We start from the raw sequence: 12,417 nt of genomic DNA, 5'->3' as shown, positions 1-12,417 counted from the left end.
CAAAATAAGGTTCTGGCTTAAAGTTTTTGATTGCCTGGTCCCTTTGATAGACCATATACAAGGTTGGCGTCTGCACGCGACCAATCGAGTACACCCCACGTACCCCGTTTTGTCTTAATAACAAAGTATATAAGGGACTACCATTCATGCCGATCAACCAATCGCTAATTTGACGAGTTTGGGCTTCTTTATAAGCCAAATAATCTTTGTGCCAATCACCAAGATTTTTGAATCCGGTAATAATGGCGTCTTTTTCTAGGCTATTCAACCATAGCCGCTTAATGGTCTTCTTTTTAACGTCAATCTGGGCTTTGTTCATGATTGACCAGGCGATATTAGAACCCTCTCGGCCACTATCGGTGGCAACAATAATGGTATCGGCCTTCGTTAACAGGTCTTTGACGATCCCGTATTGGTCCTTTTTATTAGCTGACACTTCAAACTTGTATTTATCGGGGAAAATCGGTAAATTAGATAAGGCCCACTGCTGGTATTTCCGATCATATTTATCCGGTGTGGCTAGTTCAACTAAGTGTCCGAGACCATACGTGACAAGCGTATTCTCGGGCAAAACAGGGTCGCTAACCGTATAGTAACCCTGTTTTTTTGTGCTCTTTTGAAAGGCTTGGACGTATGAACGGGCTTGACTGGGTTTTTCAGCTAAGATAACAGTGGTCATGTTCATTCACTCCTTATGATTAAGCTTCTGTTCTAATTCTGTTTTGCCTTGTTCAACCGCTTTTAACCAAGTTTCACGGCGCAATTTTTGTTGCTGCTCTATCGATTGTTGCTTTAAATATTGTTGATACCGGTTGATGGCTTTGAAATCTGCATAGGCTGACCAACGGAATAATAAGCCACCCAGCAGTAAAACTAAGGCCATTAGTGCAGTTCCTAAAAAATCGGTATGGTTCGCCGTGAAAAGCTCTTGGTATAAATCCATTAACATGAGGTAAATTCCCATTATATAGAAGACCATGCTAACTAAGTTATCAAAATAGTAAGACAACTTAGTCCGCCGGGAAGGTGTTGTAAAAGGATCGGTTCGCATATCTTTTTTGGCTTTTTCCAATAACCAGTGTGCGATTTTCTTCATAACTATTTTTCCTCCTAGTGGTTACGGAAATAATTTTGAAACATTCTCATGGTACCCATACCAGCACTTTTAGTCACACCGGTTGAAGCCCAAAAGTCTTTAACGGCGTCAGGTGTTTTGACCACCAGAAAACCGAATCCGATTGAAGCAATAAAAGCAATAAACCCGTATTTAGCCATATTAGTGAAACACCATACTGATAGTGACATACAAAGCACCTGGCTAATAATAGAAGCATTGTAATAAATGTACTTCTTCCACCACGTGCCACTGTAATCAAAGCTTTCGGTCGCCATGCTCATTGCAGCTAAAGGAATTGTCAGGTTATACCAAGCCATATCAGCCACAAACACACACATTTTGATAAAGAACACGACGGTTACGACAGTGAAGATTAGCAGAAACAAAATCTGTAAGGGTAGCGAAATGCCAACATCTTTTAACCCAGGAACTTTATTCATACCGGTAATTGATTTAGCAGTGAACTGCTGATCAGAACTAAACATATACTTTAGCAGGGGCAAGGTAATTGAACCTTGAATAAAGCCCTGTAAGAACACGAAGACCGGGATCACGGCCGCTGATTTAATCCCGTCCATGATGATATTAGCCCAAGTAACATCGGTACTTTCATCTGCCTCTTTTAGAATTGTCATCACAATGCGGCCAAGGACGACCACAACGACTAACGATGTCGCAAAGGACAGGAAGATGGCATACCACGTTTTAACAACTGGCAAGCTTTGATTGGCTTGGTCAATAATGGCCTTGCAGATGTTGAATAAGCCGTCCAACAAACCAGACAGTGCCCATTCAAAAAACTTAGCAATCGCTCCCTGAACCAGTCCTGAAATATCACCTAAAACAAACATATCTATCACTTCCTTTTTTGCAATTCAAAGCTTCCTAATCCGTCATCTGCTTTGGCAGTTTTATTTATTGCTTTAGCTTTATAACCATCGCTAATTTGAGTTAATTCAAGTTTTTGATTCTTCTCATCATCAGTATTTACTTTTAAATATTCTTTACCAGAAGTATTACTGACTGAATAATTGGCATTTACATTCATCAAGGGGCTTTCAATAATCATTGTTTTTTTATTAAATTGGGTTTTGTAGCTTTGTCCTTTTTGGTTGAGATACCATTTATTACTTTGCAAATCCTGTGCTGTAGACTTCCCACAAGCGGTAAGACCAACAACAATCAGCAACACTGTCATCACAGCGATTATATATTTGCGATATTTTTTCATTAATATGTCCTCCATTATCCAAGTAAGTTGTTGTTGTCGTCTTCTTCTGGCTCCTCTGTTTGACTATCTTTATTTGAAACTCTCTCTAAGTCGCTGTCTAGGCTGTCCTGTTGTTGTTCCTCCTCTGTTTGAGACATCTTGTTTGCGGCTTTTTTTTGAGCAGTCTCCTTTAATTTTGCTTTCCATTTCGCTACTCTTTGATGAAAGTTGGTTTCCTGGCTGGCTTCTGGTTGGCCTTGATACTCATTCTGTGACAAGTTAACCAAATGATCAGCCCCTGGAAATAGTTTAAATTGGAACGCTTTTGTAGCTTTGACTGGTCGCGCATTGCTAAAGATTAATAAGCTCTGATCTTCGGGCATACGCATAATTTCATCGGGGGTCATGAGCGAACGGCTCGTATAGCTGTAACTATCGCTCTTGCTGTGGCTTTCTTCCTTGCTATGACTGGTACTCTCACTACCGGTTTCCACTTTTACGGTCGATTTACCTAACAAATCACTAAAGTATTTCGCAGTCACATCATTAGCGGCATTCAAGCAAATTTTAACGGCATGATTACCTAAGATACTTTCGGCTTTATCCTTGCCATACAAAGCTTGGAGCTGGGTTAAGGTCTGACAAATGGTAGTCACGCCAATACCGTACCCCCGGCACGTCGCCAGAAATTCTTCGTACTTAGGAAACTTCCCTAAATTGACAAATTCATCAAGGATAAAGTCGACTTGGTGGGGCAATTTAGCGTGATGATCGGCGGCTAATTTGTATAATTCATCAAACAATTGTGAGAAAAACAGATTGATGAAGCTTTCATAAGTGTTATCCATGACGGGGATAATTACATATAGAACAACTTTGGCGTTGCCAATCTCTTTTAAATCAAAATCCGAAAAGCTGGTAAAATCGGCCACTTCCTTGTCGACGAACTTCGAAATGGTCGCCAACAGGCTTTCAATAATGCTGGCTTTCATTTCCCCTTTGGCCTTTTTGAAACCTAACTCATAAGCGCGTCTCGCTGGATCAGACATGGTTAGATCAAGAAACAGGGTATCTAGCGGACTATCCGCACCCTTTTCCTCGGCTTCAACGTCATTTTCTTGTAAGACTTGCGTTACGCCCGCCAAATTTCGTTGCTCTGGTGACCGGTGGTTCATGACAAACAGGATTAGTGCCTTCAAAAGTTGCCGTTGGGTACTAAACCACACATCTTTTTTGCCCTCGGCATTTTCACTCTGAACGATCTTCGTGGCGACGGTTTCAGCTTGAATATCCCGTTGAATATAATCAAAGGGGTTGTAGCGATCACTGTGCGCCATGTTCGCAAAGTTGACGACATGTACTTGATAACCCTGGGCTAGTTTGATACCGGCCGTCTTTTCGTATAATTCACCTTTCGGATCGGTCACGACAATGCTGTTCTCCGTTTCGTTAAACAGGTTGGTAATCACGACTGATTGAGTCTTATACGATCCTGGGCCCCCAACCACAAAGATGTTCCGGTTGGGTTTGGTACTGTTATTTTGGTAAACAATTTGTTTATCCACGATTCCTAAAATTGTCCCATTCATGTTAATTTCCCCCTTTCGCTGACTTTTCTCGATCCACCAATGATTTGAGAATTTCTACCTTGGTACTGTTATTAAACGCCGTTGTAAGGTCTTTAGTATTGATACTAAAGTAATGGTCACTTAATTCTTTTAAATTCCCCCAGGTCGCACTCCCGTGGGTTTCAGTGTCCGCAGTTTCCCAAGCTTTATGCTTGCTGTTCCGTTTCAAGGCAAAATAGACGGTGTATAGTACCACAGCAATACTGACGATAATTAATACCGGATTCTTTTGGCCCAAATACAAGTTGTAATAGCGCCAGGGGTGTAAGGCTAACTGCTTTAACACCGTTGGCATATGATCCGCAAAAGTTAGTTTATAGCGCGACAAGGCCATGACAGATCCGGCCAAAATCTCCGCTAAATACAAGCCAATGATTAGCGTTAGTAGATACGGCCAACTAGCTTTAATCACAGCTATGCTTCTATCTTTCATTTCTAATCACCTACGATTCGTTTAATTTGTGACTGCTTGGTACCGGCATACCGTTGCTTACCATGAATCAAGGTTGGCACCGCCGTTAGTTGATATTGCTGAATGTAGTGCCGATTCTGCGATTGATTCATGTTAATAAAAACAACGTTATGGCTAATGACGTTGTGCCAATAGATTCGGTGAAAAATAGCTTGGCAATCCGGGCAATCATCACGGTAAAAGAACAACACTTTTTTAGGGTGCTTAGCTAAAGTCACAACTGGTCGCTGCTTTTCCACGTGATTAACATATTGATGACCAATAAAACCACTAACGGCTAAAACCACCACGATTACCGCTAAGGCTTTGCCAACGCGTTTAATTAAGTTCACTGGCTTTAAAGCTACTACCTAAATTTTGGACTGCGGTGATTCGATCCGTGGTGGTATCGAAAGTCACTTGATAAAGTACCGTCGCCTTTTGCCAGTCGTTGTCGCCACTCTTACTTTCATAACTAACGACGGCCAAGCCTTTCATATCTTGGCCCTGCTTACTTTGTGTATACAGGTTCAGCTGATCTAATTTGGCTGAAACACTATTGCTGTCACCATAAGTCCCTTTGTTTGAAAAGTATTGCTGGTACAATTTGTCGGAAATCAAGTCTTTCACGCCATCTTTACGCTGGCCGTAGGTCTTGGGCTTGAAGTTATTCATGACATCAAAGAACTTAGTGACTACCGTATTAAAGCTAAGTTCAGCCTGACTTTTATCTTTATTATTTTGGTAGGTCTTATAACTGTCAATTTGGGTGCTCAATAACTGCTTTTGTTGGTTGGTTTTAGTCAATTGCTGACTAACTTGTCGCTTTTGCTGTTGTAAGCGACTGATCTGTTGTTGCGCCTGCTTAACTTGGCTATGTTGATAGGCATTCGTTCCTAATGACATAATTAAGATCAAACTACCAAGTGCAATACTTAAAACCACGCTACGCTTCATTTGCTGGTTCCTCCTTACTTCTTGATTGGCCGGGCTAACGTTACATCGCTACCACTTAGTAAGCTATAAAAGGCGGTGCCAAAGGTGCTTTCGTTAACCTTGTCGCCTACGCCACCTTGTTCAATGATTTTGGTGGCTTTGCCTTGCCATTTGCTTAGTAGAATGGCAGTATGCCCGTTGTTGCCGGCTCCCACACCTTGATTGACGATCACAATATCGCCGGCTTTCGCGTCATTTTCACTAATCTGTTTCAGATATTGATGGCTGCCTTTGGCGTCACTGGCCATCGTGCCGGTAAACCAGCCCATATTTGTGGGTACCTTGTAACCAGCCTTATTCAGGGCTAACCAGACAAAACCGGAACAATCGGTTCCGCCGGTTTTGTTAGGATTCTTTAAATCACTGCCTAAATCGGGGCTAGGGTGGGTTTGAACATAATAGAAGTCACCTTTCATACTTTCCGCGTTTTTAACAATGCTGCCACCGGAATAGCTCGGGTCACTATCGCAACCTAGCTCGGTCAGATCTCCTGAACTTGCATTATCTAACGTATTACCGGCCACGGGATCACTCGCCCCGAACACGGAATACCAGTGATCGGCATACCCGTATCTTTGGCTTAGATACCATTGTTCCGGGTTCTTACTCATGCCCTCGTAATCCATTAACCAGGCTTTGGTCGCTTTGTGCACGTCCGTATACTTAAAGATCTGCTTGTTTGACGCATAGTAACTACTGTTCAATTCTTGATCGAGATAGTCCAACTGCACGCCAAGATTCGTCGCTGGTTTGTTTTCTTTGTGGGCTAAGTCTTCCAACTTATCCTTCCGACCACCTAACCACTGGGCTAAGCCCGTGGCCCCGGAACTTGAATTAACGGACTTGGGATCAAGCCGACTTTCTAGTTGTAAGACCCCCAAGATACCAGCGGCCGCTTGTGGGGTGGCACCATACTTCTGTTTCCAGTGCGCATAGATATTTTTGGCATTTTCTGTCATGCTCTTACTATCTAATTGTGTTTCTATGGTGATTGAGTTATCACAACTGTTTTCTTGTAGCTGACCAGTAATCGCGGCGATCAGCAAGATGATTAGCAGAAGGGCGCCACCCACAATATAAGCAATCAATTTCCACTTCTTTTTCTTATATTCAAATGACAATACCTGCATTTAATCACCCACTTTGTGCTTGGCCTGATCGACTTGTTTTTGCGCTGCTGATTGGTCACTCTGCGCGTTCTTTAAGTCCGACTTAGCCGAATCCACCTTCTTGTCTTTGTCCTTATCTTTACTGCCATCAATCTTGTTGGCGTCATCTAACTTCTTTTGGGCGTCGCTAACTTCGTTCTTAGCGGCATTGAGACTTAACAAGGCTTTTAAATACTTAGCTTTAGGACTGTTTACGCCGGCTAACTTGGTTTGGACAGTCTGAGCGTCTTGCGTATCATTATGGGCGAGGAAAGCTTGTCCCATTCTCAATAAAACATCAGCGTTCGTCGTAAAGGATAATTGGTTATTAAGCGTATTGGTATCATAATTAACAATCGCTTTTTCGAGTTTCAATTGATCCTTTTGCTTACTCGTCGCCTTAGTTGGTAACTGCCAATCGGCCACTTGACTGCTATCTTGGTTGGCATAAGCCGCATTAACAACCTTGTTCAACTGACTTGGGTCAACGTTTAAAGCTTGCTGGTATTGACGATGCTTTAAAAAGACACTGACTTGCTTAGTTGAAGGATAGCCGGCCCGTTTCATATCTTTTTGCGCTTCTGACCACTTCTGATCATTTAAAGCGGTCTGAATTTGACCGCTATATTTTAATCGCGTGACCTGGGCTTGGTTCTGGTTAGCTAAGCTTTGATATTGCCGTTCGTCACTTTTATGGACTAAGCCGACGGCCAAAACGGCCACAATCGCCACTCCGGCCACGCTCAACCATAAACGTTGTTTGGTTTTCTGTTGGGCCGTTTCAACTGCCTGCCATTCGTGATAGCTCACAAAATCCTCAATGCCGTTAACCACTTCCGTTAACTCATTTAACGACGTAGCTTTAGCTACTTGTTGTAAGTAGTCGTCCGGGTGTTTGGCCAGGGCTTCTTGAGGATTGCTTAATAGCCGTTCGTAAGGCGTCCCCGTCAAGCAAAATAGAATCAGCGCTTTGTATTTGGCTAAATTGCTATGCTTGTCATCATAAGGCATGAGTTCATTGGCCCGGTAGGCGTACCAAACATGTTGCATGGGGTAATACCACAGGTTAGCTGGGTTCAACGCAACGTGATACTGGCTATCGTTAACCACATGTTGCGCCATGATTTCCTTGGCAATTGCTGACCGGATTGCTTTATTTTCATGTGGTAATTCCTTTAATGATCTGACCTTATCCGGCAAGGTATAAGTTAAAACAACCTTCTGGTCTTGCTCAACTACGTTAACCAACTGTAAGAAATTGGCATCAGCTTCCTTTAATTCGTTTAGCTCACTCAACTGGTCATATCGAAATTGATTGTGATTAAGCTCTAGGATCAACTTGTTTCCTTGCCGTTTGAATGTCCCAACCTCGATATTTAATAGTTGGTTTGATTTACTCATTTAAAGTCCCCCCTTCCTCTTCGGTGGTAGTTAAAGCGTCAATTTCACTGGGGGTTAAGACCACGCGCTTTTGATAATCCGGTTGTCCGGCTGTCTCACGGTTGTATTTTTCTTGGTAAGCTTCTGGGTCGATTAGTCGTAGTTCTTCTTCGGTCAATTCAACTTTCATAAAGGCGCGTTGGCTACCATAGATCATCAGAGCTTCGCCTTGTCGTCTGCGTTCTAGTAGCTTCTTTTCTTTATCCGAGAACGTCATTCTTAACTTGGTAATCACATCATCAACGCCTTTACCGTCAAGACCAAAGAACACTTTGGTGTAGGAGTTCCCAATAATGGCTTCACCAATGTTCTGCCCGGTATCTGTCGTGCCTTCGATCACATCTTGAATTTGCTGCGTTCCGGCAATCGCCCCAGCATTATACTTTCTAAACCGTTTGTAGGCTTGATGGAAAAAGGTGGCCGCCGCTTTGTGTAAGGTTAAAAAGTGAAATTCATCGACAAACAATTTCTTGCGGCTATGCCGATCTTTGGTGATTTCGTCCCATAGATACTGGAAAGTATTCAGATAAGCCGCTGATTGGACTTCCTGTTCACTTTGTAGTGGTTTTAGATCAAAAGAAATGATCTTTCCCTTTAGGTTGACGTTGGTGTGCCCGTCAAATAGGCTGTTAGAACCATGGGTATAGCTGCCTAAGATGTAGTAGAAGTCTTTAACCCGATTAAATTTGTCGGCGTCCTTATCAGCCAGTTTTTCCAACTCGTCATAAACATTGGATAAGGTCGGCCACTGATCGTCTTTAATCTCTTTTAAGCGGCTATACTTCAAAACGCCACTGTTGACGTAGGCTTGTTTAACGACATCATCAAGGATTGCCAGTTCAACTTGGGTAATCCCAGTTTTAAGGACTTCAAAGAACCCCTTTAATCGCTGAATTTTATCTTTAACTAGTAAATCAAGGTTCGTGACCGCTTCATCAGCGCTGAGGATTTCTTCGGAGAAAATTTGTAGCGGGTTAATTTTGTACTTCGCATTAGAAGTTAAGTGCAAGACTGCGCCACCTAAAGCTTCGACAATTTTGGTATATTCATTTTCTGGATCAATAATGTAGAGCTGATAGTCTTGAATGGCATAGCGTAAAATTTTTTGGATCATATAGGTGGTCTTGCCGACCCCCGAAGTCCCGATAATCACTTGATTTTGGTTAAGCGTCTTATTGCGATCCAGCATATCCACGGCAATTAAGCTATTGGTGTCTTTGTTAACTCCTTCAATATCGCTTCTCGGCTTTAAGTCCAGAATTTCGGCGTCATCAAAGGGAAACATGCTGCTGGCGACTTCAGTATTACTTTCTTTATAGGTGTAATCCCCCATGAGGTTCTCGTTAATTGGCATGGTTGACCAGAAAGCTTGAAAGGTTGCTTTAACGGGCACTAAGGGCTTCATTTGTAGTTTAATCAACGTATTCTTGACGTTCTCGGTTAAGTCATCTAATTCTGCTAAACTGTTGGCCCGTAGATAAACCAACATATGTTGATAGACAAATGTGGTAGAATTATCAAGGTATTTATCTAGTTGCATGTTGGCTGAATCAATATAATTTTGCAGAATCTTCTTTTTATACGGGTCGAACGTATTTAACTTCTGCGCTTCCTTATTTTGAATCGTCTTCTTGTAATAGGTAATCATTGAATTGTTACTGGCGCTGTCGATATATTGCACAATATCGATAACGCCTTTTTTGCGCTTCAATTCTGACAACCAGTTGCCGTAAACCCGCTTGGGATAGTCAGCAATCGCTAACACCCGAATAAAATTCTCGCCCGACTGGACGTAGGTGGGGTACTGTTCCCAGCTGAACGGAAATAGTGAATGCAAACTGTCGCGATCAATCAGCTTGGTAAAATCCTCAACCTCCGGTTTGGGCTTACTACCCGTTTGGTCGCTGTTGCCTTGGTTATGCTCTTTTTTAGTTGGCATAAATAAATCAATGACCTTATCACCAAAACTCATCCTGTTTCCCCCTATCCATTAAAATTGATCAAGTTCTTTAAAATCTCTTGGACTTCTTGACTAGTCAAAACTTTGGCCGTCACATCAAAATCCGTTAACGCATTTTCAATGTCTCGTTTAACCTGTTCGATCTTTTCGTCTAAATGAGTGACGGCTAAGTTTAAGCTTTTAACGCTCTTGTCTTTAATCGGTACCTTAACGATTAGCAGATGTTGCTTAGTTGTCATGTTTTTGGATTCTTGGACTTTAGTAAAGTGATCCAAGTAACTGGCTATGAGCTGGATTTTGAACTGTTGCTCCGGGTGGTCTTTTTGTAAGGCGAGATACCGCCGTTTGAGACCATTGAGATAAGCCGTCATATTGACGGGAATCGTCGGTTCTAAGAACTGTAACGTGTCATCAACGCCTTCACCTAAGGTACTCATGAGAAACGCACCATAGTCCTCAAAAACGTCCTGTTGTTCGGTTTCATTAAGTAAATCAAGGTTGATCCCACTAACTTCCAAAATGCCAACGAGATTACCGGTTTTGGTAACTTCGTAATTACCATACATACCCACCACCAAGCTCATGTCATCAATGGTCTCTTTGCCACCATTGATTTTAGGCGGTTGATAATCCCAATCTAGCTTGGCTGTTTTATTGGCGGTTTTGCTCTTCTTCAAACGCATTTAGTTCACCTCGCTTCTTCGGTTTTAAATAAAACAGTTTCTGACCATTGGCATAGCGGCGTTTCAACTTAAAGTTATCCCGCACTTTAATATTCTTTCGCGCCGCAACTGGCCTAATTGTTAAAATAGCCATGACAATCGTCATGGCTAAGACAACAATCACTATTTTTATCAGGACTAAGATCAGACCATAGGGTGGGATCGCAATAAAAATTAAGCCCACTAGTCCTGCCAGCGCCGCATAGCCAAAATCCTTCAAGGTGTAGTCTTTCCAGATCCCGTAATCTTTATCTACGTTCTCTGGAAAGATAAATTCTTTTCCTTTCTTCATTTGGCAGGCTCCTTTTTAAATTAAGTGAATAGGCTGTAAACCCAAGGTAATAGCCAGATAATCGCTGCCGCTAGGGCCACTAAACCAGCCACCCGACCAACCGCGTGATAAACCTCTGATTTCTCTCGCGGATCGTCTGCGTCAGGCATTCTTTTGATAATAATAAATAGCGCGACACAAATCCCGACTAAAACGACCAACCCGGTTAAAATACCTTGAATTGTCTTACCAGCTTGGGTGAGCTTACTTTTAACTTCGCCACCGTCCGCTGCAAAAGCAACCTGAGCGTTCATCAATCCCAAGTAAATTGTGGTGGCTCCAGTAGTTGCTAACGCTTTTACTTTGCTGAACTTCATGTTATTCCTCCTTTCCGTCTTCCTGTGACCGTAATTGAACCGATTCTGCCTGCATTTCTTCTGGCTCATGTTGATAGAACTTGTTCAATTGTTCCTCAGCAATTTGCTGGCTTGGTAATGAGTCGGTGGCTAATTTGACGCGGCCGTTTTCACTCGTGGCTAAGTAATACTCTTTTTCTGACTGGCCTAATTCTTGGGCCTCTAAGACATGCAAATTATGTTCGTAACGGCCTAAGGCGTTATCAACTTCTAAGCCATAGAAGCCTAAGAAGCCTTCCAGGAAACTCTCACCAAAAAAGGTCATTTCATTTTTGATCTGCTTATATTGATGGGTCGGTTTGTCACTCACCAATTTTTCGGTCTTTTTAGCATTTTGACGGTCTTGATGGCGATTAAACCAGCCCCTAAGCTTTAACGGCTCAGTCTTCAACTGGCGTTTAACGGTCTTCTTAATCATTGCTTGCCGGACTTCGTCAATTGGCTGACCGTCTTGATCTAAAATTGCTTGTAACTGTTTTGGATCAGTTAATGCGTGGTCATCATCAACCACAATCGCCTTTTGATCATCATGAACTAGCTTGCCATTAATGCCTTGCCAGCTTTCTACCTTCATTGGATCACCTCCTCAAAAAAAGCGCGTTAGGGACGCTAAACAACTAGCTTTCCCCTAACCCGCCCGGTAAAATGGATTGTTAGGAGGGTGACACCTAGAATCGTAACTTCCAGGTGCTGATCCCCGTTAGCAACTTCACTGCTTACGAGGACGCCCTCTTTTTTTATGTGGTTTTTAATCCATTCAATGCCATCTTCAGATATTAATTTAACTTTGCCCGTTTCCATGAGCATTTCACTTGGCAACTCGTTAGGGTGCCGTCTTAACCAAACACTCACGTACGTACTACCTCGTTCAAGCTTGAGACTAGCTTGAGCTAAGCTAAACCATTCCTGTTTCTTTGTCACATGTGAATACTCCTTTCCCTATATTATGGGTTCATTGTACCATTAAATGAGCACGTTGGTGCACTTTTAATTTTACATTTAGATTACAAGTGCATGCCCCCATCTTCATGCCGGTTTCGAGTTTGGTGTTGCCGTTG

At 42.4% G+C, this 12,417-nt stretch carries 16 protein-coding genes; all 16 read right to left on the bottom strand.

Annotated features, from left to right (window positions below; genetic code table 11):
- The coding region (locus FC85_RS00360) for a DNA topoisomerase (protein WP_235807811.1) at nt 1-679 on the bottom strand (679 nt) is incomplete at its 3' end.
- A gap of 6 nt (nt 680-685) precedes the next feature.
- Nucleotides 686-1,096 carry a hypothetical protein gene (locus FC85_RS00355; RefSeq protein WP_057863595.1) on the bottom strand — a complete coding sequence of 137 codons (411 nt, stop codon included), beginning with the start codon at nt 1,094-1,096 and terminating at the stop codon, nt 686-688.
- Between the two features lie 14 nt (nt 1,097-1,110).
- Complete coding sequence (locus tag FC85_RS00350; protein WP_157051252.1) at nt 1,111-1,968, bottom strand: conjugal transfer protein TrbL family protein; 858 nt, start codon at nt 1,966-1,968, stop codon at nt 1,111-1,113.
- A 5-nt stretch (nt 1,969-1,973) separates the two neighbouring features.
- Nucleotides 1,974-2,348, bottom strand: coding sequence for a hypothetical protein (locus FC85_RS00345; RefSeq protein ID WP_147008642.1), 375 nt, complete (start codon nt 2,346-2,348; stop codon nt 1,974-1,976).
- A 14-nt stretch (nt 2,349-2,362) separates the two neighbouring features.
- The gene (locus FC85_RS00340; RefSeq protein WP_057863593.1) at nt 2,363-3,916 is read right to left on the bottom strand and encodes a VirD4-like conjugal transfer protein, CD1115 family; all 1,554 of its coding nucleotides are present in this window, start codon (nt 3,914-3,916) and stop codon (nt 2,363-2,365) included.
- Between the two features lies 1 nt (nt 3,917).
- Nucleotides 3,918-4,388, bottom strand: coding sequence for a hypothetical protein (locus FC85_RS00335; protein ID WP_057863592.1), 471 nt, complete (start codon nt 4,386-4,388; stop codon nt 3,918-3,920).
- A gap of 2 nt (nt 4,389-4,390) precedes the next feature.
- A complete protein-coding gene (locus FC85_RS00330; protein ID WP_057863591.1) occupies nt 4,391-4,759 on the bottom strand; it encodes a thioredoxin family protein in 369 nt (122 codons plus the stop codon).
- Nucleotides 4,746-5,363 (bottom strand): hypothetical protein, encoded by a 618-nt coding sequence (locus FC85_RS00325; protein ID WP_057863590.1) that lies wholly within the window; start codon nt 5,361-5,363, stop codon nt 4,746-4,748. The genes FC85_RS00330 and FC85_RS00325 overlap by 14 nt, the downstream gene beginning before the upstream one ends.
- A 14-nt stretch (nt 5,364-5,377) precedes the next feature.
- Nucleotides 5,378-6,532, bottom strand: a complete 1,155-nt coding sequence (locus tag FC85_RS00320) for a phage tail tip lysozyme (RefSeq protein ID WP_057863589.1) — start codon at nt 6,530-6,532, stop codon at nt 5,378-5,380.
- Nucleotides 6,533-7,951, bottom strand: coding sequence for a type VII secretion protein EssB/YukC (locus tag FC85_RS00315; protein ID WP_057863588.1), 1,419 nt, complete (start codon nt 7,949-7,951; stop codon nt 6,533-6,535).
- The gene (locus tag FC85_RS00310) at nt 7,944-9,962 is read right to left on the bottom strand and encodes a VirB4 family type IV secretion system protein (protein ID WP_057863587.1); all 2,019 of its coding nucleotides are present in this window, start codon (nt 9,960-9,962) and stop codon (nt 7,944-7,946) included. Before FC85_RS00310 ends, FC85_RS00315 begins: the two co-directional genes overlap by 8 nt.
- An 11-nt stretch (nt 9,963-9,973) precedes the next feature.
- Nucleotides 9,974-10,633: a TrsD/TraD family conjugative transfer protein gene (trsD, locus tag FC85_RS00305; protein ID WP_046041334.1), complete on the bottom strand. Its 660-nt coding sequence runs from the start codon at nt 10,631-10,633 to the stop codon at nt 9,974-9,976.
- A complete protein-coding gene (locus FC85_RS00300; RefSeq protein ID WP_014216295.1) occupies nt 10,602-10,964 on the bottom strand; it encodes a hypothetical protein in 363 nt (120 codons plus the stop codon). Before FC85_RS00300 ends, trsD begins: the two co-directional genes overlap by 32 nt.
- A gap of 20 nt (nt 10,965-10,984) precedes the next feature.
- Entirely contained in the window at nt 10,985-11,320 is a 336-nt protein-coding gene (locus tag FC85_RS00295) for a CagC family type IV secretion system protein (protein ID WP_039107126.1), read from the bottom strand.
- A 1-nt stretch (nt 11,321) separates the two neighbouring features.
- Entirely contained in the window at nt 11,322-11,933 is a 612-nt protein-coding gene (locus FC85_RS00290) for a hypothetical protein (RefSeq protein WP_057863586.1), read from the bottom strand.
- A 35-nt stretch (nt 11,934-11,968) separates the two neighbouring features.
- Nucleotides 11,969-12,280, bottom strand: coding sequence for a hypothetical protein (locus FC85_RS00285; RefSeq protein WP_008212308.1), 312 nt, complete (start codon nt 12,278-12,280; stop codon nt 11,969-11,971).
- Nucleotides 12,281-12,417 lie beyond the last annotated feature (137 nt).

It is taken from the genome of Lentilactobacillus diolivorans DSM 14421 (genome assembly GCF_001434255.1).
In the GTDB taxonomy this organism is placed as follows: Bacteria; Bacillota; Bacilli; order Lactobacillales; family Lactobacillaceae; genus Lentilactobacillus; species Lentilactobacillus diolivorans.
The sequence above is the reverse complement of the archived record's forward strand: the minus strand, read 5'-3'. Positions and strand labels throughout refer to the sequence as shown.

Excerpts from the sequence above, each read along its gene's own strand:
- FC85_RS00290 (WP_057863586.1), bottom strand. The coding sequence starts at position 11,933 with ATGAAGGTAGAAAGCTGGCAAGGCATTAATGGCAAGCTAGTTCATGAT.
- FC85_RS00345 (WP_147008642.1), bottom strand. The coding sequence starts at position 2,348 with ATGAAAAAATATCGCAAATATATAATCGCTGTGATGACAGTGTTGCTG.
- trsD (WP_046041334.1), bottom strand. The coding sequence starts at position 10,633 with ATGCGTTTGAAGAAGAGCAAAACCGCCAATAAAACAGCCAAGCTAGAT.
- FC85_RS00315 (WP_057863588.1), bottom strand. The coding sequence starts at position 7,951 with ATGAGTAAATCAAACCAACTATTAAATATCGAGGTTGGGACATTCAAA.
- FC85_RS00335 (WP_057863592.1), bottom strand. The coding sequence starts at position 4,388 with ATGAAAGATAGAAGCATAGCTGTGATTAAAGCTAGTTGGCCGTATCTA.
- FC85_RS00310 (WP_057863587.1), bottom strand. The coding sequence starts at position 9,962 with ATGAGTTTTGGTGATAAGGTCATTGATTTATTTATGCCAACTAAAAAA.
- FC85_RS00295 (WP_039107126.1), bottom strand. The coding sequence starts at position 11,320 with ATGAAGTTCAGCAAAGTAAAAGCGTTAGCAACTACTGGAGCCACCACA.
- FC85_RS00340 (WP_057863593.1), bottom strand. The coding sequence starts at position 3,916 with ATGAATGGGACAATTTTAGGAATCGTGGATAAACAAATTGTTTACCAA.
- FC85_RS00355 (WP_057863595.1), bottom strand. The coding sequence starts at position 1,096 with ATGAAGAAAATCGCACACTGGTTATTGGAAAAAGCCAAAAAAGATATG.
- FC85_RS00350 (WP_157051252.1), bottom strand. The coding sequence starts at position 1,968 with ATGTTTGTTTTAGGTGATATTTCAGGACTGGTTCAGGGAGCGATTGCT.
- FC85_RS00320 (WP_057863589.1), bottom strand. The coding sequence starts at position 6,532 with ATGCAGGTATTGTCATTTGAATATAAGAAAAAGAAGTGGAAATTGATT.
- FC85_RS00325 (WP_057863590.1), bottom strand. The coding sequence starts at position 5,363 with ATGAAGCGTAGCGTGGTTTTAAGTATTGCACTTGGTAGTTTGATCTTA.
- FC85_RS00300 (WP_014216295.1), bottom strand. The coding sequence starts at position 10,964 with ATGAAGAAAGGAAAAGAATTTATCTTTCCAGAGAACGTAGATAAAGAT.